Annotated in this window: 24 protein-coding genes; 15 read left to right on the top strand and 9 right to left on the bottom strand. The window is 27.3% G+C overall.

The genetic code is table 11. The features are described from left to right. Window positions 1-27: 27 nt before the first annotated feature. Both T514_RS0108605 and T514_RS25650 read right to left on the bottom strand, forming a co-directional pair. Window positions 28-396 (bottom strand): HsmA family protein, encoded by a 369-nt coding sequence (locus tag T514_RS0108605; protein WP_027624406.1) that lies wholly within the window; start codon window positions 394-396, stop codon window positions 28-30. 219 nt (window positions 397-615) lie between these two features. After that, window positions 616-1,170, bottom strand: a complete 555-nt coding sequence (locus T514_RS25650) for a TetR/AcrR family transcriptional regulator (protein WP_242850576.1) — start codon at window positions 1,168-1,170, stop codon at window positions 616-618. A 219-nt stretch (window positions 1,171-1,389) separates the two neighbouring features. On the opposite strand from T514_RS25650, the gene T514_RS0108595 reads away from it, so the two are divergent. Beyond that, window positions 1,390-2,493, top strand: a complete 1,104-nt coding sequence (locus T514_RS0108595; RefSeq protein ID WP_027624405.1) for an FAD-dependent oxidoreductase — start codon at window positions 1,390-1,392, stop codon at window positions 2,491-2,493. Between the two features lie 128 nt (window positions 2,494-2,621). Here the strand turns inward: T514_RS0108595 and T514_RS0108590 are convergent, their stop codons facing one another. The 4 genes from T514_RS0108590 to T514_RS25645 are packed head-to-tail and all read right to left on the bottom strand — an operon-like array spanning window position 2,622 to window position 6,607. After that, entirely contained in the window at window positions 2,622-3,761 is a 1,140-nt protein-coding gene (locus tag T514_RS0108590) for a DHHW family protein (protein ID WP_027624404.1), read from the bottom strand. A gap of 46 nt (window positions 3,762-3,807) precedes the next feature. Then, the gene (locus T514_RS0108585; protein ID WP_027624403.1) at window positions 3,808-5,214 is read right to left on the bottom strand and encodes an MBOAT family O-acyltransferase; all 1,407 of its coding nucleotides are present in this window, start codon (window positions 5,212-5,214) and stop codon (window positions 3,808-3,810) included. A gap of 20 nt (window positions 5,215-5,234) precedes the next feature. Beyond that, entirely contained in the window at window positions 5,235-5,732 is a 498-nt protein-coding gene (locus T514_RS0108580) for a DUF4358 domain-containing protein (protein ID WP_027624402.1), read from the bottom strand. 29 nt (window positions 5,733-5,761) lie between these two features. Further along, window positions 5,762-6,607, bottom strand: coding sequence for a GDSL-type esterase/lipase family protein (locus tag T514_RS25645; protein ID WP_051541950.1), 846 nt, complete (start codon window positions 6,605-6,607; stop codon window positions 5,762-5,764). 162 nt (window positions 6,608-6,769) lie between these two features. Here T514_RS25645 and T514_RS0108570 point away from each other — a divergent pair, with 162 nt between their 5' ends. From T514_RS0108570 to T514_RS0108555, 4 genes are all read left to right on the top strand, one after another. Next, complete coding sequence (locus T514_RS0108570) at window positions 6,770-8,041, top strand: M14 family metallopeptidase (protein WP_027624401.1); 1,272 nt, start codon at window positions 6,770-6,772, stop codon at window positions 8,039-8,041. A gap of 126 nt (window positions 8,042-8,167) precedes the next feature. Beyond that, a complete protein-coding gene (locus T514_RS0108565) occupies window positions 8,168-9,904 on the top strand; it encodes a methyl-accepting chemotaxis protein (protein ID WP_027624400.1) in 1,737 nt (578 codons plus the stop codon). Window positions 9,905-10,343: 439 nt separating this feature from the next. Beyond that, window positions 10,344-11,750 (top strand): MATE family efflux transporter, encoded by a 1,407-nt coding sequence (locus T514_RS0108560; protein ID WP_027624399.1) that lies wholly within the window; start codon window positions 10,344-10,346, stop codon window positions 11,748-11,750. A gap of 138 nt (window positions 11,751-11,888) precedes the next feature. Continuing rightward, window positions 11,889-14,549, top strand: coding sequence for a 3'-5' exonuclease (locus T514_RS0108555; protein ID WP_242850574.1), 2,661 nt, complete (start codon window positions 11,889-11,891; stop codon window positions 14,547-14,549). A 22-nt stretch (window positions 14,550-14,571) separates the two neighbouring features. Here the strand turns inward: T514_RS0108555 and T514_RS0108550 are convergent, their stop codons facing one another. From T514_RS0108550 to T514_RS0108540, 3 genes are all read right to left on the bottom strand, one after another. Next, window positions 14,572-16,566: a fructose-bisphosphatase class III gene (locus tag T514_RS0108550; RefSeq protein WP_027624397.1), complete on the bottom strand. Its 1,995-nt coding sequence runs from the start codon at window positions 16,564-16,566 to the stop codon at window positions 14,572-14,574. Window positions 16,567-16,928: 362 nt separating this feature from the next. Continuing rightward, window positions 16,929-17,060, bottom strand: coding sequence for a hypothetical protein (locus T514_RS27520; protein ID WP_278246517.1), 132 nt, complete (start codon window positions 17,058-17,060; stop codon window positions 16,929-16,931). A 180-nt stretch (window positions 17,061-17,240) separates the two neighbouring features. Beyond that, on the bottom strand, window positions 17,241-17,618 hold the full coding sequence (locus tag T514_RS0108540) for a helix-turn-helix domain-containing protein (RefSeq protein WP_027624396.1): 378 nt from the start codon (window positions 17,616-17,618) through the stop codon (window positions 17,241-17,243). 385 nt (window positions 17,619-18,003) lie between these two features. Between T514_RS0108540 and T514_RS0108535 the strand changes: the two genes are divergently transcribed. The 10 genes from T514_RS0108535 (at window position 18,004) to T514_RS0108490 (ending at window position 25,116) form a co-directional block, all read left to right on the top strand. After that, entirely contained in the window at window positions 18,004-18,519 is a 516-nt protein-coding gene (locus T514_RS0108535; RefSeq protein WP_027624395.1) for a hypothetical protein, read from the top strand. A 237-nt stretch (window positions 18,520-18,756) separates the two neighbouring features. Next, window positions 18,757-19,146, top strand: a complete 390-nt coding sequence (locus tag T514_RS0108530) for a hypothetical protein (protein WP_027624394.1) — start codon at window positions 18,757-18,759, stop codon at window positions 19,144-19,146. A gap of 11 nt (window positions 19,147-19,157) precedes the next feature. Beyond that, window positions 19,158-19,610, top strand: coding sequence for a phage tail terminator family protein (locus T514_RS0108525; protein ID WP_027624393.1), 453 nt, complete (start codon window positions 19,158-19,160; stop codon window positions 19,608-19,610). Continuing rightward, a complete protein-coding gene (locus T514_RS0108520; protein ID WP_027624392.1) occupies window positions 19,610-20,689 on the top strand; it encodes a phage tail sheath subtilisin-like domain-containing protein in 1,080 nt (359 codons plus the stop codon). Before T514_RS0108525 ends, T514_RS0108520 begins: the two co-directional genes overlap by 1 nt. A 14-nt stretch (window positions 20,690-20,703) precedes the next feature. Further along, on the top strand, window positions 20,704-21,141 hold the full coding sequence (locus T514_RS0108515; RefSeq protein WP_027624391.1) for a phage tail tube protein: 438 nt from the start codon (window positions 20,704-20,706) through the stop codon (window positions 21,139-21,141). Window positions 21,142-21,261: 120 nt separating this feature from the next. Further along, window positions 21,262-21,681: a phage tail assembly chaperone gene (locus tag T514_RS24230; protein ID WP_034868573.1), complete on the top strand. Its 420-nt coding sequence runs from the start codon at window positions 21,262-21,264 to the stop codon at window positions 21,679-21,681. Between the two features lie 23 nt (window positions 21,682-21,704). Next, window positions 21,705-21,881, top strand: a complete 177-nt coding sequence (locus tag T514_RS26545; protein WP_156939848.1) for a hypothetical protein — start codon at window positions 21,705-21,707, stop codon at window positions 21,879-21,881. 36 nt (window positions 21,882-21,917) lie between these two features. Continuing rightward, on the top strand, window positions 21,918-23,501 hold the full coding sequence (locus T514_RS0108500) for a hypothetical protein (RefSeq protein ID WP_027624390.1): 1,584 nt from the start codon (window positions 21,918-21,920) through the stop codon (window positions 23,499-23,501). A 14-nt stretch (window positions 23,502-23,515) separates the two neighbouring features. Continuing rightward, window positions 23,516-24,124: a LysM peptidoglycan-binding domain-containing protein gene (locus T514_RS0108495; protein WP_027624389.1), complete on the top strand. Its 609-nt coding sequence runs from the start codon at window positions 23,516-23,518 to the stop codon at window positions 24,122-24,124. Beyond that, window positions 24,121-25,116: an XkdQ/YqbQ family protein gene (locus tag T514_RS0108490; RefSeq protein WP_027624388.1), complete on the top strand. Its 996-nt coding sequence runs from the start codon at window positions 24,121-24,123 to the stop codon at window positions 25,114-25,116. Before T514_RS0108495 ends, T514_RS0108490 begins: the two co-directional genes overlap by 4 nt. Window position 25,117 lies beyond the last annotated feature (1 nt).

Here is a 25,117-nt window from a genome sequence, read left to right as displayed (position 1 = left end):
AAATTTTTGCTCCTTTTTAAAGTTGTATTATCTTGTTATACCAAAAATTGCACCAGATAGGAAGGGAATTAACCAAATACACCATACAAAAATACTTAATTTATGAAAATTAGTTGTTAGTTTTTCATTATTTTTAATTAAAACAAAGGAGGCCCAAATTGCATGTAAAAGCATTAATATTATTGCAAGCAAACCTGTGATGCCATGGAAGTTAAATTTAAATCCTCCACTAGCTATTTTCTCCATAAAGGTTGTCCCTAAAGTATCAAATACTAATCCAGTCCAAAATATAATTACATGCCATTTTTTTAGCTCACCTTGTTTTTTTTCACTCCAAACTCCCACTGTATAAAATAATAATGCTAAATTAATAGATATAATTGCATAAATTAACATATTAATAATCCTCCTTAGTAATAAGTAATTGATTTTTAGATTATAGTTTTTACATATTGAATAAGTTGTGTTAAAGTAAAGATTAAAGGTGTATGAACTATGTTCATTTTAAGATGTTTTAGAGAGCTGTCTCAAAATGAATTTTAGACACAATATATTGACATTTTTATTTGAAAATTAATCAATATGTTGTGTTATTTTTTCGTTTTGAGACAGCCCTTATTTAAGTAATTCTTTTAGAAAAATTTCAAAGGATGAATATTGGAAAAAGGGCATACGAATCATTGAAATAAAGTTCATAAGTATAAATTTAGCTGTTTCATAAGAATCAAATTTAATATGAATTTTAGAATCTTTTCTAGTAGCTTCTTTTATTAAAATATCTTCAATTTTTCGTATCAACTTTTCTATAAAAATATATTGTTTTTTTAATCCTGTTTCTATATAGTCGGGAGTATCGTAAAAATCGCTTTTTAACCATACTTCCTTGAAAGTCTTAATAAAAATGCTAAGTTCATTAAAAATTTTATTTAGTTTTACATAAAAGGTATCCTGTGAATTTATTAGTTTTTCAAGCACACGAAAATACTCTTGCCAGTATTCAGTCATCATTTCCATAACTAGATCTTTTTTAGTAGGGTAATAATTATATATTGTACCAATAGCTATATCACAGGCTTTAGCAACATTTCGCATACTTAATTTTGAATATCCTTCAGTATATAAAATTTCTTTGGATTTTTCTAATATAAGACCCTTTGGATTTTCAAGCATTTTTCCCAATAATAACACCTCCCTAAATCAATATGAACAATGTTCATTATAATTGCTTTATAATTTTTTGTCAATAATATTTTACTGGATATCACATAAAATACTAAAACATTATTTTCTAATCATTACATAGTTATTTATATAAAGAGATAAAATATAAATTAAATTTTAGTATAAAGTTTTTATATAAACAAATACTAAAAAATGGGAGGTGTTTATATGAGTGTTGCAATTATGGGAGCTGGATTATCAGGGCTATCCTGTGCTATAACATTAGAGAAATATGGTATTCGACCTACTATTTTTGAAGACAGAAATATGGTTGGAGATAGATTTGTAAATTGTGAAACTATATTCAACATTTTCAATAAGCCTATTAATAATTGTTTAAGTTATTTTGAAGATAACTATGATATACATTTAGAGCCTGTTAGTTATATTAGCAAGATGATTATTCACTCTAAAAATGAAGTAGGAACTATTAAAGGAAATCTAGGAATTTCAAATATACGAGGAAGACATGAAAGATCATTTGAAAATCAATTATTTAAGCAAGTTAAATCGAAAATAAATTTTAATTCGAAATACACCTATGAGGATTTGAAAAAAGAATTTACCCATGTTGTATTAGCTACTGGAGATGGGGCTTATGCTTGTAGATTAAATAACTATAAATGTGATGTCCTTGCTAATCTTAAAGGAGCTACTGTAGAAGGAAATTTTAAATCAGATGAGGCAACCACATGGTTTAATTATGATTTTGTTCCTAAAGGATATGCATATCTGATTCCATTTTCAGAAAAGGAGGCTCATATAGTTATTGCTTATCCTGATTATCCTGAAAATAGTAGTAAGGATGTAAATGATATGTGGAAAAAATTTTATGAACAAGTTTGCAAAGACACCAGTCAACAGCTTAGGATAACAGATAGATTTCAAGTAAAAGACTATATTATGGGAATTTGTGATCAGCCTAAAATAGATACTACATATTTTGCAGGGAATTGTTTTGGAACTATATCACCTGGACTTGGATTTGGACAGTTCACGGCTATACTTACAGGAATATATGCAGCTTATGATATATGTGGAATAGATGATTATGAAACTTTAACTAAGCCTTTAAAAGAAAATTATAAAAATTCCCTTGTTTTAAGAAGAACATTGGAAGAATTAGATGATAGCAACTTTGATATGATAGTTAAAAATTTAGATAATAAGCTTTTTGATAAATTAATTGATAAATTGCATGGAGATGAAACTAACTTTGATTTATTGAAGTGGGTAAGTTATGCATTACGACCTTGGATTAGCTTAAAATAAAGTGTAGATTTTAATGAAATAAATATTTAAATATAGCAATATATGCTTTAGGAGCAGTTATTCATTAAAAAAACACTTGTTACACAAAATGAATAATTACTCCTAAGTTAGATAACATCTGTTTTGTGTTATTGAGAGATATTACAAATAGATTCGTCTTCAAAAAAAGTATTTACATTATAAAGAATAAGGGAGTTATCTATATTATTATCCTTTATTAATGTATTTATGTCCTCATTGTAATATCTAAGATCTACCATGTAAATTTCACTATAATGTCCCATTAAAAAAGGAATAAAACAATTTGCATAGGAATCTTTAATCACTAGTAGTTTTTTATTATTTTTTACATTAGTATTTATTTTTACTAATGGATGATTTCCATTGAGGAAAATCGTATATTTATCTTTTTTATCAAGATTGTCCATAAAATAAATAGAATTAAATTTTTTATTTGTATCTGAATAATATACTGACTGAACATCATTTTCTTTTGGTAGATATATTTCTATACTATCAGGTGTTAAATGTCTAAATCCGCTTTTAGAATAAAGAGAACCATAAAAGCTATCAGTAACTTTTTTTACATTAAAATAGTTATTATTATGAGGAACAAAGCCCATATATTCACCTGTTTTTTCATAACTATAATATGCCCCTTTACTTGTCCAATGATGATCGGTTTTATAAAATATATATTCATTTTTCTTGGAGTATAATGTATTATATATATCTATAAATTTTATGTTTTTATTTAGTCCTTTTTTTATTTTATCAATGTAAGCAAGCTGATCAGTATTAGGAGCATAAGAAGGAAGTTTATTTTCCAGTATTTTTATAGAGTTAGGCACTAACATAAAATATTTATTCATGTGAGGATTTGATAGATCAAAGGAATTAATAGCTTTTACTCTATTATTTAAACTATCATTTTCAGGCTTTTTAAATTTTTGTATAAGATAGTTATCCTTTCCTAGATAAACTTCATTATTTTCTTTTTTACCCAAAGTTCTTTCTCCTTCAGATTTTACTCCTATCCAAAAATCTCTAAAAGGAAATTGATCAGCTATATATTTTTCAAAGTTAGAAATAAATTTTCCTTTTACTAAACTATGTAAAGAAAATTTAGGCTTTTGCTCAAGGGGTCTATTTTCTGACTGAGAAAAAGTTTTATCAGGAGTTATTATACTGAAAAATATCATTATGCCTATGTACAGAAGTAGTAATAATGCCATGATATATTTATATATATTGTCATATCTATTCAAAGGATAGCACCTCTTTCTAGCTTGAATTAGCTAAATATTAAAGTTGTTAAAATTTAAAATATAAGAAAGGGTTATAACTTTCATTTACCAAGTAAGCTGTAGAAATAAATAACAATAATAAATAAATTAAAGGGATAATAATAATACTCCAAAGTTTTAAATTACTTTTCACATATAAAATAATTTTTTTAGGTAGAGGAGTAGAACAAATTATAAGAATTACAAATAATACTATATTGGTGTAAATATAATAAATAGCAGTACTGTCTAATAGCATATTATCTTCTAAGCCAAACATAACTTTTATAAAGTTTACACATACAGTCATGCTATCAAATTCAAATAAAACCCAACCCACTACTATAACTAATAGAGTATACACATGGCTAATAAATTTAGGTTTGCTTTTAAGGCAATTTAATAGAAATATTTTTTCTATTGTTACAAAGAAACCGAAATATAGTCCCCAGAATATAAAATTCCAACTTGCCCCATGCCAAAATCCTGTTAAAAACCAAACTATAAATAAATTTCTATATTGCTTTAGTTTTCCTATTTTATTTCCGCCAAGGGGAATGTACACATATTCTCTAAACCAAGAACCTAGGGAGATATGCCATCTACGCCAAAACTCTGTTACGCTCTTAGATATATAGGGATAGTTAAAATTCTCCATTAGTTCAAATCCGAACATTTTTCCAAGTCCTATTGCCATATCAGAATAGCCACTAAAATCAAAATATATCTGGAAGGTAAATCCGATTATTCCGAGCCAAGCAGAAATAATTGAAATCTCTCCTAAAGGTGTAGATTTTATACTGCTCCAAAGAACTCCTATATTATTTGCAAGAAGTACTTTTTTAGCTAAACCTATTATAAATATTTCTACACCTTCTCCAAAGGAGGATAAATTTTCTTTTCTATTATCTAATTGTTTAGCTATGTCTCCGTACTTTACTATAGGTCCTGCTACAAGTTGAGGAAACATAGTTATATATGTACCAAAAGATATAATATTTTTCTGTACAGATACTTTGTCCAAATACACATCAATTATATAAGACATAGTTTGAAATGTATAAAAGGATATTCCCACAGGAAGAGGAAGTTTATTTACAACTATATTTAAATTAAATATTGAATTTATGTTATCTATTAAGAAACCATAATATTTAAAAAAGCATAGTATACCTAAGTTTACAACTACAGACAACATAAAAACTGCAAGAGAAATTCTCTTGCAATGTCTAAACTTATTTATAATCAAACCAGTTATATAACTAAAGATGGTAGAAAATATCATTAGGAAAATATATAGTGGTTCGCCCCATCCATAAAATATAAGACTTGCTATAAGTAATACAAAGTTTTTTAAGTTTCTTGGGCAAATATAGTAAGTTAAAATTGTAATAGGTAAAAAAAGAAAAATAAATATTAAACTGCTAAAAACCAAGATGGCCTCCCCCTAACATGTTATTTAAAAGATTCATCAAATATTTTTTCGATTTTTTCAGAGTCCTTTGATATTGCTAAAATAATATAGTTTCCATTTACTTTTAATACATGTTTTTCTATTAATGCATATTCATTAGGAAGATAATCTTTAAAGCTAGTACCTTGATTTTCAACCCTTTTAGATATTTTGTCTTTAATTTCATTTAATTTATTTGCATCTTTTACTTTTAATATTAGCAATTCATCAGCTTTGATATTTGAAGTAGGGGCATAAATAGCAAACTCTTCTAGATCTTTTGAGTCTATTTTATATAACTTTTGTAGTTTAGCACTATCTCCTGTTTTCATATTAGATATATCAATAGCTTGTTCAATTTTTTCGCTTATTTCTTTAACAGAAGGATTTTTAGCAGCAGACTTTTTAGAAGAACATCCAAATAATGTTCCTACAGTAAGTAGGATTAAAAACATACATAATAAAGTAGGTTTAGTTATTTTTTTTAAGTAGTTTATCATTTTACATCAGGCTCCCTCACATAATTAATTTAATTATTTTTTAGATAGTTTATTAAATAATTTAATAGTAGATTATAAAAATCACATTTAAAATGTATTCCATCTGGTTCATACAATTGTTCACTATTGTTTAATACAGGTTTTATATCAATGTAAGTTACGTTTAGATCTTTTGCCATATTTTTAATAGTATTGTTAAAGTCATCTATACGATGGTTATTAAGAAAAGGATTTTCTTTTTCAGCTTTTGATGTAACTGGTAAAATCGATAAAATGTAAATATTTGATTGTGGCAAGCTTTTTCTTAATGTTTTTACCATTTTAGTATATTCAGTTATAAATTGCTTGCTTGTAAGTGTTTCTTCAAATAAATCATTATTTCCCAATAATATATAAATATTTTTGGGATTTAAATTCATTACTTTGGCAAGTTCTTTTTCAGCTTTAAAGACAGTTAGTCCTTTTTTAGCTACTACATGTGATTCATCTAAAACTTCATAAAACGACATACCCTCTGTTATAGAATCACCAAGAAATACTGAGTTATTAAAAAAAGATCTATCTTTTACAGGGGTATTAGTATTAACAATAGAATTGGTAGATTTATTGTTAGAGGTATCTATATTGTTTTTATTTGTTTCATTTTTTACAACTTTATTGTCTTTGTTATTACCTTCTTTTGAAGTAGTATTAGGTGAAGTAGACTTATCATCATGAGTATTCTTTGTGGTAGCATAAGCTGCTGAGCTTTTTGCTAAGTTATATTTATTAGTAATAAATTTTTTAATTGGTATGCCTATAGCAAATATGAGTATTGTAAATATTATTAGTAAAAAGGTTGGTTTTTTTTTGTGATTTTTTTTTCGTCTTTTCATGATTATACCTCCAGCTGAATTTTATTATACTATACTATACAAAAGTATTGTAGTACATTTTTATTGAAAAATAGTTACAAAACGGTATCTATTTTAATCACATATATGAATTATATAAATAAAATATTAGTGATAATAATATATTTATTGTTGGTAGGGTTTATGAGAATTTTAAAACTAGGTTCTAAAGGATCAGATGTAATGGAGATACAATCAGTATTAAAAAAGATAGGTTACGATCCAGGACCCGTTGATGGTGTCTATGGAGCTAAAACAGAAAATGCAGTAAGACAGTTTCAAAAGAATAATGGATTAAATCCAGATGGTGTTATTGGTCCAGATACCTATAGAATCTTAGAAAGGCTTTTAATAGGATATGATACTTATACTATAAGACCAGGAGATACATTATATAATATAGCTAAAAAATATTATACACAAGTTTATAAAATATTGATAGCCAATCCTGGTATAGAACCTTTTGATATTCAACCAGGACAAAGAATTATAGTGCCTTATGGTATAGATGTGGTACAAACAGATATTAATTATACTTACGATGTTTTAAGGAGAGATATAGAAGGATTAAAAACTAGATATCCTTTCATTACTGTTGGGGTAGCAGGAAAAAGTGTTTTGGGAAAAAATTTATATTATTTAAAACTTGGTGTTGGACCTAATCAGGTTTTTTATAATGCTGCTCATCATGCATTAGAATGGATAACTTCGCCTCTTTTAATGAAGTTCGCAGAAAACTTTGCTAATAACTATGCCTTGGGAAGAAAGATGAGGGGATATGATGTAGCTGATATATGGAGCAGGAGCAGTATTTATATAATGCCTATGGTAAATCCTGATGGAGTGGATTTAGTGTTAAATGGCCTTAGTAAAGACAATCCATACTATGATCAACTTATAGTATGGAATAAAGGAAGTACTGATTTCTCAAAGGATTGGGAGGCTAACAATAGGGGAGTAGATTTAAATCATAATTATAATGCTTCATGGCAAAAATCAAAAGAGGCAGAAAAAATGTATGGAGTTTATGGACCAGGGCCTACTAGATATTCAGGACCTTATCCTGAATCAGAACCTGAAACCCAAACTGTAGTGAAATTTACTAGAGATCATAATTTTAGATTGGTTCTTGCATATCATAGTCAAGGAGAAGTTATATATTGGCAATATGATGGTATAACTCCACCTGATTCAAGAAGAATTGGGGAATTATTCTCCAAAGTTAGTGGATATAGTTTAGCAGAGGCAGCTGGTATAACTGCATACGCAGGTTATAAGGATTGGTTTATAGAAGAATATAGAAGACCAGGATATACAATAGAAGTAGGTAAAGGTAAAAATCCTCTTCCTATTTCACAGTTTGATAAAATATATAATGATAATGAAGAGTTATTACTTTTAGCATCAATAGTTTAATAAGAATTTCAGATTAATTAGAAGTTTACTTATAATCTTTTCTCTAAGGCAATTTTTACTAAAGTGAATATTATATTATTAGAATAAATTCTAGTTAAAGCTTTTAGAGAAAAGAGGGGTTAATTAATGTTAAAGAATGTTAAAATTAAGAAGTTAATTATAATAATATTATTATTTATAGTATTTGTTATAAGTTTAGCTGGATTTATAGGAATTAAAAGTACAAGAGTCATTAATAAAAACGCAAGTTTAATATATCATAATAACCTTAAGTCAACAGAAATTATATCAACAGTGAGAAGCAATTTACATGAAATAAGAGCTAATGTAAATTTATTTATATATGAAAAAGATAAGAAAAAACAAAGTGAGTTAATTAAGTTAATACAAGATACTATAGACAAAGATGATAGGCTCATAAAAGAATACGAGGATATACCTTTTGATTGGGGAACTGAAGAAAAATTAGCTTTTAATAAATTTAAAGTATACTTGGAAGAATGGAGAAATGTTATAAATGTTAAAATAATAAGTAATGTTCAATCTGGAAATAATGAAGAGGCTATAAAAGCAATACCAGAATTAATAAGTGGTGGAGAAAAAGTAATAAGTGAAATTGAGACATTGGTTAAAATTAATGATAATGTAGCAATGCAACAGGATAATAATAATGATAAAGAGTATATATTAGTTAGTAGAATGATTATTTTATTTATAATGCTAGGGTTTCTGCTAGTAATAGCTTTTAGTATAATTATAATAAAGGTAATATTAACACCAATAAAAACAGTATCAAATATACTAAAAAGATTGTCTCAATATGATTTAGCTTTTTATGAAGATTATAAGAATGAAATAGCTTTACTAGGATATGAAAATGAAATAGGAGATTTAAGCCAAAGCTTAAATAAGTTGCAAAAAGAGTTTATAACAATAATAAAAGAAATGCTAAATAGTATAAAATATTTAAATGGAGGAAGTGAGGAGCTTTCGGCAGCTACAGAAGAAATGGCAGCACAGCTTGAAGGTATAGATAAATCTATACAAGAAATAACAAAGGAAAATGAAAATTTAAGCGCTTCAAGGCAGGAATTATTAGCATCTGTTGAGGAAATAAACTTAGCTGTTGAAGATCTTGCTAAAAAAGCAACTGATGGTAGTAATACTTCTAATGAATTCAAGAATAGAGCTAGTGAAGTTAAAATAAGCAGTGAAGATGCATTTAGTGAAACTAAAAGGATATACCGTGAAAAAGAACAGGGAATATTATGTGCTATTGAGAAGGGAAAGATTGTTGAAAAAGTTAAAGTTATTGCTGATACTATATCAGATATAGCAAGTCAAACTAATCTTTTAGCACTTAATGCAACTATAGAGGCAGCAAGGGCGGGCGAGAATGGTAAAGGATTTGCAGTAGTTGCAGATGAAGTTAAAAAGCTTGCAGAACAATCAGCTGATGCAGTTAAGGAAATTAAAAATATCATAGTTCAAGTGCAGAATGCATTTCTAGATATTTCAAATAATAGTAACGAAATATTAAAATTTATGAATGAAAATATATCTAGTCAGTTTAAAAAATTTATTGAGGCGGGAGAACAATACTATAAAGATGCTGACTATGTTAGCAAGTTATCAGAAGAATTAGCTGCTATGACAGAAGAAATTAGTGCAAATATAGGTCAAGTAAGTGCAGTTATTGAAAATATATCTAAAGGGGCAGAAAATGTTTCTGAGCAATCTGGAATAGTACTTGAAAATGTAAAGGTAACTACTGAGGGCATGATACAAGTGGCAGAAATAGCACAAGATCAATCTAAGATGGGTCAAGGTTTAAATGAAATAGTAGAAAAGTTCAAGGTTTAGAAGTATAAATGTGATGCAAGGTGATTACAAGTTATAGTAATTGCTTTGCATATTTTATTGGTAATACTTTAGAAAAAATTGAGAGTTATACTGAAAATTAACATATAAAATGAGATTTTAAATATTTTTATCATTGAAAAATGGTTTCATTTTGTATATAATGAAATGATTACGCATTTTAAAATATTGCTTCGCAATATTTTTAGATAATAGAGCACAGAGAACAGGTTACAGATAAGGATAATTTTTCTCCATTGTCATTACGAAAAAATTTTAACTTAATAAATTCCACATTTATTCTTTTTTATTTATTATTTTAAAAAATTCTATTTAAAGCTTTTCTAGGAGGAAAAGCATCTTTAACTGTCAATTGTACTCTGTCAACTGTCAACTAAAAAAATTACTTTGTAATTTTTTAAATTAGTAAGGGGGATGAGAAATGGATAGATCAAAACAATTGGGAGAAGAGAAGATTGGAAAATTACTATTGAAATTTTCTATACCTGCTATTGTAGGAATGTTAGTTAATGCATTATATAATATGGTAGATAGAATATTTATAGGAAGAGGTGTAGGCTCTTTAGCTATATCAGGTATAGCTGTAGGTTTTCCGCTTTCTATAATAAATATGGCATTTGGAATGCTAATAGGTATAGGTTCTTCTACTATGGTTTCTATAAAGCTTGGAGAGAAGAAGAAGGATGAAGCAGAAAAAATATTAGGTAATGCTTTAGCATTGACTGTAATTATATCTTTAATTATAAGTATAGTAGGAACAATATTTTTAGATGAGATATTAAAAATATTTGGTGCTAGTACAGAGACTTTGCCATATGCTAGAAGTTATATGAAGTATATAATAGGAGGAGCCATACTTCAAAATATAGGTTTTGGTATGAACAATATTATACGTTCAGAAGGTAATCCTAAAATTGCTATGGCAACTATGCTAATAGGTGCTATAATTAATACTATTTTAGATCCTATACTTATATTTGTATTTCATATGGGAGTTGAAGGAGCTGCTATAGCAACTATTATATCTCAAGCGGTATCTTCAATATGGGTTTTATATTATTTCTTTAGCAATAAAAGTACATTAAAATTTAAAAAAGAGAATTTACAATTAAACATAACTACTGTAAAAACTATATTTTCAATTGGAATGTCACCTTTCTTTATGCAGCTTGCAGCAAGTATAGTTACAACCTTATATAACAATAATTTAATCAAATATGGTGGAGACCTAGCAGTAGGAGCTATGGGAATTATAAATAGTATAATTATGCTATTCTTTATGCCTATGTTTGGTATAAATCAAGGTGCTCAACCAATAATAGGATATAATTATGGGGCAAAGCAGTATGATAGGGTTAAAAAAACCTTAAAACTTGCAGTAATTGCGGGAGTTACTATTGCTACAGTAGGATTTATAGTAATACAGTGTTTCCCTGAATTTTTAATAAGCATATTTAATAAAAAGGATGCTGAGCTCATTGCAATAGGAGCACATGGAATAAGGATAGATATGATAGTATTACCTATAATAGGGTTTCAGGTAATAAGTTCTAACTATTTCCAAGCTATAGGAAAGGCTAAAATAGCTATATTTCTAAGTCTTTCTAGACAAGTTATACTTCTTATACCAATGTTAATTATACTTCCACCACTTTTTAAATTAGATGGAGTATGGATGGCTGGTCCTATTGCTGACGTTTTATCATCAATGATAACTGCAACTTTTTTATATAGGGATATGAAGAAGTTAAATGATAGTCAAAATAATGAAGAAAAGGATGAAAAAATAGAACTTAAAGTTCATTTAGAAAATAATAATAACAATTAATAAAATCTCCAATACCTATATTTAGGTTTGGAGATTTTATATTTTATAAAAAAATAAATTTTCACATAAAGAAAAGCTAACAAATGGATTGATTTACACTGAATTTGAAAATGTATATTAATGGGGTATAATTGTCATATGAATCCAAATGCAAGGAATTATAAAAAGGGAGATACTATAGATATGCTAAATAAAGATAGAGAAGAATTTTTAATAGAATATAATAGTTTAAATGAAAATCAAAAATTAGTTGTAGATAGTCTAGAAGAAAATATTTTACTACTTGCTCCAGCAGGTACAGGAAAAACTAAAACCTTATCCTTAAGAATAGGTAATATTATAAGTTTAGATAAGGGTAAGGGGAAAGAAATACTTTGTTTAACCTTTACCAATAAAGGCTGCAAAGAAATGATGGAAAAGATACAAGCTATTGTAGGAAAAGAGGCTTCTAATATAACTATTAAAACCTTCCATAGTTTTTGTTTTCATATTATTAAAACAGAAGCTAGGAACACAGATATTTCTTCAGATTTTATAATATATGATGAAGAGGATTGCAAGGAGCTGATAAATGAGCTTAATAATTATAATTTTAATGCTAGTTCTTTGCAAGGATTTATAAATTTTGTTAAGGAAAATAGTTTTATATATAGTGAGGCTAATTATAAAGAAATAATAAATAATTTAATTAAGTATAATTTTAATAAAATGAAAGAAATATGTTCTATTAATAATAGATTTGATTATGAGTTGATGGAATACATAAGAAACTACGGATACTTAATAGTAGAGGCGTATAATTCAGCACTTTTAGAAAGACATGCCTTGGATTTTAATGATCTAATGCTAAAGGTATTTGAACTTTTTAAGGATAGAGATATAGTAGAAAAATGGAGAAAAGCATTTAAATATATACATATAGATGAGGTACAGGATACAAGTATAGTAGAATATAATATTATCTCTAAATTATTTCCCGGGAATACAGTGCTTATGTGTGGTGACTATTTTCAAACTATATATGGATGGAGAGGGTCAAAGCCAGAAATAATATTAGATAATTATATAAAGAATTTTAATCCAAATATTATTTTTTTCAATGAGAATTATAGAGCTACAGAAATATTATTAAATGCGTCTTCAGGATTTCTAGAAAGAGCTTTTGGAGAAGAAGTAAATAGTATATATAAAGGTAAAGTCTGTCCTAAGAGTATAGATAAAGGAAAGAAGATATTAGTAAAATCTTTCTCTAGTTTAAAAGAAGAAGGAAAATGGATATTTAATGAAATAAAGAGACTAGAAGTAGAAGATTTATCTAAAGTTGCAATTTTAACTCGTAATAATAGAATCAATAGTAATTTAAGTAATATTTTTTTAGAATTGAATAAAAAACTTTCTCCTAAGGATAGATTAAGTTTTTTATTAATAGATCAATTTAAATTCTTTAGAAGACAAGAAATAAAAGATGTACTAGCCTATTTAAAGTTAATAGAAAATAAATTTGATAATAATAGTCTTAAAAGGATTTTAAAAAGATTTGTAAGTGGAATAGGAGATAAAACTGTAGAAAATATAGAAAGTGAAAGTTTTAGGAATATAGGAGTAAGACTTACAGATTTTATAGATAGTAGTACACATAAATATGGTGAATTTTATGGATTGTTATTAAAAGAATTAGAAGATAATAATGTAGTCATATTCGATGTAGAGAGTACAGGAGTAAATATATTAGAAGATGAAATAGTTCAAATTTCAGGAGTTAAAATCAATTATAAAGGAGAGTTAATGGACAGCTTTGAAAGATTTTTAATCCCATCAAAGTCTGTAGGGGATTCCCAATTGGTACACGGATTTAGTGATGAATTTTTAAAACAGAATGGAGAAGAAAAAAGAAGAGTATTAATGGATTTTCTAGAATTTATAAAAGGCGCTTTACTAGTTGGACACAATGTAGGATATGATATAGGGATTTTAAATAGTGAACTTAATAGAGCAAGTATGGAAAAGGCACAATTTATTGATTACTATGATACATTAGACATAGCTCGAAGATTTTACCCCAAATTACATAATCATAAATTGGAAACTCTAAGCAATGTATTCAAAACAGAGGTAAGATCAAGTCATAACGCTATGGACGATGTATTAGCTACCAAAGACATTTTGATAAAAATGGTAGAAGAAAAAATAAAGAATACAAGTACGGAGAGAATAAATATTTCCAGTAAGTATTTGGATAAATTCAGCAATATATCTAATCATATAAAGCTCTTAAAAGATAGTATAGATAAAGGAGATCTAAAATTAACAGAGAGCGCCCAAACAGGAAGAACTTATGAACTGATAGAAAAAATAGTAGCTTTATCTAATATAAAAGAGGTTTATAAAACTGAACCTAAAAGAATTAACAATGTAAGAGAATTGTATTTGATAGCTAAGGAATTAGATAATAGTAGCTTATCAACTAAATATGCTTTATCAGAATTTTTAAAGACAACCGCTTTATCAAATTCAGAAATTGATAGAATGCTAAAAAAGCATGCTAGAATTCCAATTATAACAATACATCAGGGAAAGGGTGGAGAATTTGACTATGTGTTTTTAGCAGGGCTCCAAGATTATATTTTTCCAACCTATAATGCCATTAAGAATGAAGATTTAAGTGAGGAAAAAAGAGTTTTTTATGTAGGATTGACTAGAGGGAAAAAGGAAGTGTTTTTAACATATTCAAGGGAAGGTGGCAAAAGGGAAAGCCGTTTAATTCAGTATATACCAGAAGAATATTTAAAAAGAGTTTAAAAAAAGTGCAGATGCACTTTTTTTAAACATTTTCTCTTTCATCAATTAAGCCTTTTCTATAAGCTACAAGTAATTTTTCTAAATCTTTAATTTGTGTTTTTAATTCTTTTCCTATATCTGTATCCTCTACTCTTTGTCTTGTAGCAACATGTTCTAATATAACTGTTGAGGAAAGAATATCTTGTTCTTCTTCTATGGCTTTTTTTGTTGATTCAAAAGGCTCATGAGATGATAGTAAAAAACCATATGAATTATAAATTAAGGTATATCCTGCAATTCCAGTTTCAGGTTGATAAGCTCTACAGAATCCGCCATCTATAACTAGTAGCTTACCATTAGCTTTTATAGGGCTTTCGCCATCTTTTGTTTTCACTGGTATATGTCCATTTATTATGTGAGAGGTTTGAGAATCTAAATTAAATTCTTCAAATATCCTATTAGAAAGTTCTTCTTCATCTCTTAATTTATAATAAGCATTTCTATTTTCTTTATGAGTTTCTTTTTCATCAATGAAGTATCTTTCAAATGTAGTTATTCTTTCTTTTCCGAATAAAGGAGAATAAGGTCCACACCATAGATACCACATCATATCCATAGCATAATTTTTTATAGTTAAGTCATTTTTATAGAAGTAAGCTTCTCTTGCATAGCGTTCAAAAATATCTAAAAGTGATTTCCCTTTATAGCTAGTTCCTTCTATTTGCAGTGCTTTGAAGGAGCCATCCTCAGTTAATGGTATACAGCCATGGAAAAGTAAATTTGAATTATAAACTAAATACAAGCTTCCTTTGCTGTACATAAATCTAATATGCTTTTGAAGTTTTTCACTATTTATAAATGAGTTTGTAATTTTACTAATAATAGCATCTTCTTCTTTGGTTAATTTAAATGGATTTTTTGGATCTATTGTAGGAAAATTAGTATCATTTAATTTATATTCTTTGCCATTAACTATTACAGTGTTCTTTTCGAAATTTATTTTATCTAAAAGAAGCATATAATCCATTTTGAATTCAGGATGTCTTAATATTTTTTGTCCTTCTAATTTAAATTGTATAATTGATATAGCCTTATGCATTTTTGCAAATAAAGACATATCTGAATCACTTAACTTTTTATCTAAAGTTCTAGGTATAAAACCACTACAAGGATCATTAGCGTATGTACCCATAGCAAAGCTAGCTAAAGGTAAAAGGTTTATACCATATCCATCTTCAACAGTAGCTAAGTTTGCATATCTTAAACATATTCTTAGTACATTAGCTACACAAGTCTTTGAACCAGAAGCTGCTCCCATCCATAGGATATCATGGTTACCCCACTGAATATCAATAGAATGGTGATCCATAAGGGCATCCATAATTATTTCAGCACCAGGACCTCTATCATAAATATCACCAATAATGTGAAGTCTATCAACTACAAGTCTTTGAATTACTTTTGATAAAGCAATTATAAAGGAATTAGCACATTCGATATCTATTATAGTATTAATAATTCCAGTATAATATTCTTGTTTATTAATTCTATCTGCTTGTTCATTTAGTAATTCTTCAATAATATATGCAAAATCTTTAGGCAACGCCTTTCTAACTTTAGAGCGTGTATATTTTGAAGATACAGATTTGCATACTTGAATTAATCTATACAAAGTAACTTTATACCATTCTTCTAAATCTTGTTCTTCTTCTTTTAGTATTTCTAATTTTTCTTCTGGATAGTAAATTAAAGTAGCTAGGCTAGCCTTATCTTTTTCCATAAGGGATGTACCAAATATATCATCTAATTTTCTTTTTATTACGCCAGAAGCATTTTTAAGCATATGAGTAAAGGATTCATATTCTCCATGAATATCGCTTATAAAGTGTTCTGTCCCCTTTGGTAAATTTAAAATAGCCTGTAAATTTATAATTTCTGCACTAGCAGAAGAAATGGTAGGATATTTAGTGCTTAATAATTTCAAATATCTTAAATCTTCTTTTATTATATTTATATTGGTTTCATCATACAAAGTCATAGGTAATTATCCCTTTCCCTTCTATAAATACTTAAAACATAATATATTATATAATAATATTGAAGTAAATTCCATATAGATTATTGAAATAATTTATTATTAGGAGGAAATTATCATATTAGGATATGCTATTTCGTTAATTAGAGTAACATATTTATGAAGCTAATGGTGTCAAATTACAATACATGGTATCATAATTTATAGAAGTTACTAAAAGAAAATAGAATATAACCTCATTTAAATGTAGTAAAATGGGGGAATAGGAAGATCGAAATGTTTTATATTAGGTGTTAAAAATAATTTTAAATCCTATCTGGTTAAATAAAATTATAACTAGATAGGATTTATATTTTTACAAATAACTATTTATTGGTATCTTTATTTGATTTAATATCTTCAGATTTGTTAGAAGAACTTTTATTTGCATTTAATGAATTATTTATGTATACAATAGAACCATTTATCTTTATGGAGAATATGCCATTTAGATCCATATAATACATCTCCTTCAATTATACTCGAACATATGTTCTGTAACTAATTTAATTATAACATAATTATAAAAAATGTTAAAATATTTTTTATATAATTACATTCCATATGAAATTTAAAAGTATAAAGATTTAAAAATAAAAAAATGGCACTATGCTATTTTAGTATAGTACCATTTTTAGTTATTCATTATATGTATCAGGATTAAATTTAAAACCAGCCTTTTCAAGTTTTTCAAGAGCTTCTAATTTTTCTAATATTTCTTTATAAGTTAATCCATTAGGAAAAACTGTTCTATCTAATTCTAATTCAATTTCATTTCCATTTATAGTGGCTTTTTGTATTATTCCTTGTGGTTGATCAGTTCTGCAAAGAAGATAATCTGTAGAAACATTAAAAAAGTCTGCTAATTTTTTTAATGTTAATACATCTGGTATTCTATTACCATTTTCCCAGTTAGATATGGTTTGCTTTGAGACATTCATTATCTTTGCTAATTCAGGTTGACTTAATCCCTTATTTAATCTTTCTTCTTTTAGCTTATCTTTTAATTCATCCATAATATCACCACCTATTTAGTATATATTATAAACTAAATGTTTACTTTTTAAAATTGGTGTCAACTTAACGAATATTATTTTTAAATAAAACACTTAAAAATGTTGACTGTCAACTAAAAGTTGACTATAATAAAAAATATGAGGACAACGGGAAGTTTACTTGATTGAATTATATAAATGGAGATAAAGATAAATTATTGAAAGTATATGAAAATTTCATTTAGGAGGGAGTTTTTTAACAATTTAGTCAACTTAAAGTTTACTATAGTTTTGAAACTTACTTATATTTTTAAGTTTATATGGAGGGATGAAATTGAAATCTAAATTACAATTACAAAGGATTTTTAATGAAATAATCAATATTACAGGTAAGGGGGAATAATTTATGGATAAGGAAATTTTAAAAAGAACTGAAAAAATATTATGCAGATATTATTATCATATAAAAACTATAGAAAAATTTAAAAATCAAGTAGTGATTCTATGGAAACAAAAAGAAGATATAGAAGAAGATATTCAAAATACTAATATTACTTTAGAAGGTGGAATTAAAAGTATAAGTTATGGAGAAAAGGTACAAAATTCATTTGATAGTACAAGCTATGCAGAAAAAGAAGCAATAAGAGCTATAGAAAAATTAGAAAAGGAATTAGTATATAAAAAGCAAAAGATATTAAAGTTACATACTAGAATAAGAGAAATAGAAGTGATTATAGGAGATATTGACTACAATATAAATTTATTAGAAGAAGATGATAGAAAACTTTTAAGATATAAATATGGGGATAATAAATCTGTAGAAGAGATATCTATTATTTTTAATATGTCTAGAGCTACAGCTTATAGGAAGAAAGATAATTTAGTAAGCCATATGGCTAGGTTAATTGGCATATTAAAATAGATAAGACAAAAGTGAGACTAAGATAAGACAAAAAGCCATAAAATCTGTGTTATTATAGTATTGTAAAAGATTATAAAAAAACAAAAGCACTTAGCAAAAAGCAGGTGCTTTTATTTTTACATTAAATTTCTAGTAATACTGTTTATTATAATGCTAGAGATTTATTTTATAGGGAGGTGGTTAAATTGAATGTTTATAAGAAAGTTTAACTTAGATTAAAAAGAGGAGTTAAATTTTATGTACGATTTTTTTCAAACAGAAGATCTAAAGTTATGGGAAGAAGATTTAAAAACACATTTAAGAAAAATAAGTTTTGAAGAAAAAATATTAGAATTAAGAAAACTAAATGATATAGTAGAAGAAAATATTAAAAAATTTGCGTTATATTATGGAAAAGACGTCAATATAGTTAGCAAAGTTTTAGATAGTAACTCAATTGAAATATTAGTTGACATGGATAATGGTAAAAAAATTAATAATGGCTATATTATTTATGATGATTCTACTAAGGAGTATAAATTTATACTTGGACAACATTTCATTGAAAAGGGATTGCAAGCTTCAGAACCCATGATTTTAGAAGAATTAGACAATTGGATGGCAAGTTTGTTAAATGAACTTGGATAGTAGGTGAATGTATGAAGGAACTGCTTACAACAATATCAAAAAAAATATATGATGAATTTCAATATCCAGCATGTATTGAAGATTTAAATGAAGGTATAATAAGACCTTCTTTTTTTATTTACATTATAAGTAATACACAGGAAGATAGAAATAGATGGACATATGAAGATAGAACTCTAATTCAAATAGTTTATTTTTCTAGTTTAGATAGCAATAATAACCCTAAAAAACTAGAACAAATAAATGTTATAGAAAAACTGAAAAAACTCTTTTCAACTTTATTTATAAAAGTAGGAGATGAAATAATCAATATCTTAGGTATGGATGTAGATTATACAAAAGATAAAGATATATTTTTACAACTTAGCTTAAGTAAAATTGGATTTAGAGAAGATGAGTGGAATAGAATCTATAAAAATGTAGATAAAATGAAAGAAATAAATATAAGGGAGAGTGAAGTTTAATGGGATTACCCAATATAAATATAATTTTTAAATCAAAGGCTAATAGTGCTATTCAACGCGGAGAAAGAGGAGTAGTTGCCTTAATAATTAAAGATAATGCTAAATTAAATAAAAAGGATATCACTATTACAGATATCAAAGATATTCCAGTAGAGCTATCTGCTGAAAATAAGGAGCAAATAGAATTAGCCTTCTTAGGAGGAGTTAAAGCTCCAAAGAAAGTTATAGTATATGTTTTGCCTGTTGAGTCAGCAGATTACAAAGAAGCTCAAGATTACTTAGAAACTGTAAAATGGGACTATTTAGCATTACCAAATGTATCTGAAGAAGACTCTATTAAAATAGTTGCTTGGATTAAAGGACTTAGAGATAACAAAGATATAAAAGTGAAAGCAGTTTTACCTCATACTAATGCAGATAATGAGGGAATAATTAATTTTGATACAGATGAAATAAAGGTTAGAAATAATATATATACTGCTGCACAGTATTGTTCAAGAATAGCAGGGTTACTGGCTGGTATGCCTTTAACCATGAGTGCTACTTATTTTGCATTACCTGAGGTTGAAGATGTGCCTCATTTAACTAAGGAGGAATTTGATAAAGCTATCGATTCAGGAAAATTCATATTAATAAATGATGGAGAAAAAGTAAAAGTAGGAAGAGCTGTGAATAGTTTGACTACTACAACTAGAGATAAGGGAGAAGACTTTAAAAAGATATTAATAGTTGATAAGAATGACATGTGGCATGATGATATAAAGCGAACTGTAGAAGATAATTACTTAGGAAAATATGCTAATACTTATGATAATAAAATTTTGCTTATAACTGCTATACAAGCTTATAATGATCAGTTGGCTTTAGAAAGATTATTAGATAACTCATCTACAGACTATAATAAGGTTTTCGTAGATGTATATGCTCAAAAGTTTTATTTGAAATCTATAGGAATAGATGTAGATGAGATGAAGCAGCAAGAAATAAAAGAAGCTAATACAAAAGATAAAGTATTCATAGCAACAAATTTGAAATGGACAGATGCTATGGAAGATTTTAATATAAATGTTTCTATTTAAGGAGGTAATATAATATGGCTTATGATGCTCAAAAAACAATATCAGGAACTCACGGTGAATGTTGGATAGATGGTGAATATATCGGAGAGGTTATAGGATTAGAAGCAAAGGTAACCTTAACAAAAGAAGAAGTAAAAATGTGCAAATCTATGGGAAAAAAATATAAAGTTACAGGATTCGAAGGAAAAGGAACACTAAAAATGCAAAAGGTTAATTCAAGAATGATAAAAAAATTAGCCGATTCAATAAAGGAAGGCAGAATGGTAGTTTGTACAATAATGTCAAAATTATCAGACCCAGATAGTTTAGGTGCAGAAAGAATAGTAATAAAGGATGCTATTTTTGATGAAATTAAATTGGCAGGTTGGGAAGCTAAGAAAATAATAGAAGATAGTATGCCATTTACTTTTTCAGATTATGAAATATATGATTGGATAGAACCAGAAATGTAACCTGGTTCTATTTTTATCCTATGGATAACTTAGTTTAAAAGAAATTATTTAGAGGCGTATCTGTCCTTATGTAAAGCATTAGGGCAGGTAGCCATCACATAAATATGAGGAGGAACTAATATGAATAAAAATGTTGTAGATTTATTATTAAAATCAGATATAAGTAAAATAAAAAGGCCAACAAGAAAGGTTAAAATTAAAAGTTTAAGTGATGCTTTTGGAGAAGAAATAATATTTACATTGCAGGCAGTTCCAATGTCTGTATATAACTCTATTCAAGAAAGTTGTATATCTTTAGAGGATGATGAAATAAATAATATAGATACAAATAAGATACAGTTATTAACAGTGCTAGAAGGAATAAAAGAACCAAATTTAAAATCAAAGGAGCTTATGGAACATTTTAAAGCACATACTCCTAATGAACTATTAGAAATTATGTTTAATGATAAGCCGGGAGAAATCTCAGCGCTTTATAAAGAGATAAATGATTTAAGTGGTTTTGGTAAAGGTGTAGTTGAAGCAGTAAAAAACTTATAGAATCTGATGGGGAAGTTAAAATAATGTATTACCTTTGGAAAACAAAGAGAATAATCAAACCATCAGATTATTGGAATATGGATATTGGCGATAAGCTTATACTAAAATCTTTTGTCATACAAGAACAAGATGAAAGATATAAAGACATTAATGATTTAAAAGATAAAGAAGTGGCAATATTCCCAGTAACTATAATATAAAAATAATTATATCACTTAATAAAGTGAGGTGAGATTTTGAACAGAGAACTAAATGTAAAATTAAAATTAGATAATAGCTCATATTTGGAAGCAATGAAGCAAATTATTGATATAACATCTATATTCAGAGATGAAATAGATAGAGTGAAAGACAAGTTAAATGAACTTTCATCAATTAAAATAGAAACAAAAATAAATCATAATATGGATGCAACTATTGATAAGATACAAGAAGTTATAAAAAAAATTAAAGAATTAAAAGAAAATAGTGAAGTTACCATTGACATAAAAAATAAAGTAAGTGAATTAAAAGAAGAAAAAGAAGATGAAGATAAATATAAAGACATAGTAGAGAATACTAAGACTGTATATGATAATACCATTGGATCAGCCAAAAATGATGAGGGAAATAGAGAAATGCTGACTTATTCCTTAGGTAGTAAAAATCAAAGTAAAAAAGCTATAAAATGGATTAGTAATCAGAATTCATCTGTTTCAGAAGAAGAATTAATGAAAGGTATTATACAAGCTAAAAACGCAGGATTAGATTATAAAAAAGTTGTAGCAGCAGCAGCGGATACTTCTGCAGCCACAGGTAAAAGTTTTTCAGAAGTTATGGATACTATAATGAAAGTAAATGCAGGAAAAGCAAATGAAGTAAAGGATCAACTTAAAGCTATGGGAATAAATGGAAGTCAACTGAAGAATATGCCTGGGGTTAAAGTTAACAATGGAGGAAAAATAAAAGGAAATCCTAATAAAGTTACTCAGGGAATTGTAAACAATATAGGACAGAGATATAGTGGGGCATCAAGGACAACAACTAATGGTTTACAGGCAGCAAGAGGTACTATGCAAAACACTAGATTAAATATTGGAAGAGTTTTAAATTCGGGAAGTAATAATAGTCAAATTAATGCATCAGGAAATATTTTTAAAAGGTATTTTAAAAATGTAGGAACTGGGTTTAAACAAATAAGAGATATTAGTAAAATAGCATGTAAGGGGATTATTAAGTCAGTAGGTCAGGTATTTTCTATGGTATTAACCAATCCAATAGTAGGAGTTATATCACTTATTATAGGAATAGTAGTACTTCTTTATAAAGCATGGACTGAAAATTGGGGAGGAATAAGAGATAAATTAGAACCAACTGTTAGTGTTATAAAAAAAGCTATAGATAGTATAAGTCCAGTTGTTGAAAAAGTGATTGGAGTTATAGGGAAGCTTTTAGGAATAGTACTGGAGGTATGGGATGCTGTAACAGGCTTTTTATCAAATCCAATACAAGGGGTTATAGATATCGTTGCTAAGGTAACAGGAAAAGGCGAAGATAATAGTAGTACAAGTAATCCTAAAGGTAAAGTTGGTAAAAATGCATTAGGTACAAGTTATTGGAATGGCGGAATGACTTGGGTTGGTGAAAATGGTCCTGAGCTTATAGATCTTCCAAGTGGAGCACAGGTATTTGATAGTAGAACATCAAGAAATATGATGGGAAATAATGTTTCTATACCAAAGCTGGCGGATACAATAGTTATTAGAGAAGATGCTGATATTGATAGAATAGCTAATGCTTTAGCTAGAAAATTAAAAACCACTAGCATTAATATGGTATAACAGGAGGTAGATACATGGAATTTTGGATAAAGCAAGATAATATTAGTTTTCAATTTCCAGTACCACCTGAAAGTTTTGAGATATCAGCTGGAAACTCTAATACTACAGTTGTTGTAGAAGATATTGGAGAAGTAAGTCTTTTGGGTAAGAGAAGACTTGATACAATTACTTTAAGGAGTTTTTTACCCAATCAAGATTATGATTTTTGTCAATATCACACTTTTCCTAAACCATATGAGTGTATAGCTCTTATAAAAGAAATTATGGAAAAAGGGCAAGTAAGGTTTATTATAACTGATACAGATATAAATAAAATATTTTATATTGAAAATTTCACATATGGTGAAAAAGATGGTACTGGAGATGTATATTTTACTATTGAATTTAAAGAATTTAAAAGAATAAATCCATTAGTGAAAGCTGTAAATGGTGGAATGGACAATGCAAATAAAAGAATGGTTAATAAATATACCCCAAAAGTGTATGTAGTAAAACAAGGAGATAGTCTATGGAAAATTGCAAAATCTTTTTATGGAGATGGTAATAAAGCTGATTATTTAGGGAGAAAAAATGGTATTAAAAATCCTAGAAACATGAAAATAGGGACGGTTCTTTATTTATGATTAAAATTTATGCGGAATACAATAAAAAGTATATTACAGATATAACGCCATTTTGCAAATCAGTTTCAATATCAGGAGATAAGGAGCAATGTTCTAGAAGATTAGAAGTTAGTTTGCTTTACAGCATATTTGATAGAAATCATGAGACAACCCAAATCAATCCAGGCACAAAGGTTTGGGTAACTTTAAATGGAGAAAAAATCTTTTCGGGTATAGTTTTTGATAGAAGTTTAAGTTCTTCTAGTCAAGAAATACAATTTACTGCTTTTGACTATCTTATTTATTTGCTTCAAAATACAGTTACTTATAATTTTAATAAAATGCCTGCATCTAAAGCTGTGGAGAAAATAATAAAGGATTTAGGAATTAATTTTAATAGAATACCTAATATAAATATTCCAATAACAAGACTTATATCAGATCAAAGTGCTTATGAAGCTATTATGGGAATATATACAGAAATATATAAACAAAATGGAAAGAAGTATATGCTTGTTGCAGATGATACAAAAATAAGTGTAATAGAAAAAGGAGCAGTTGTAACTGACTTTGTAATAAATAGTACTAGAAATGATAGTGAAACAAATACTGTTTTAGGACTTGAATATAAAGATACTATGTCAAGTATGGTAAATAGAGTAATGATATATGATGATAATGGAAAATTTATAGGTAAAGTTGAAGATTCAAAGTTATTTTCTTATTTTGGAATATTGCAAAGAACCTGTCAAAAGGAAGATGGAAAAAGTCCATATGCTATGGCTAAAACTATGCTCCATGGAGTAGATAGAGATGTAAGCATTGAATCTATAGGTAACTGGAGCTGTAGAACGGGATATGCAGTAAATACTAAAATATTTTATTTAGACAATTTACAAACCAATATTCTTTATATAGATGCCGATACTCATACTTGGGAGGTTGCTACAGGAAAATATACAATGAATCTTACATTAAATTATGAAAATAAAATGGATATAAAGGAGGGGTAGG

Source organism: Clostridium lundense DSM 17049 (assembly GCF_000619945.1).
Lineage (GTDB): Bacteria > Bacillota > Clostridia > Clostridiales > Clostridiaceae > Clostridium_AO > Clostridium_AO lundense.
Note: the sequence above shows the minus strand (reverse complement) of the source record. Positions and strands in the feature narration are given on the sequence as shown.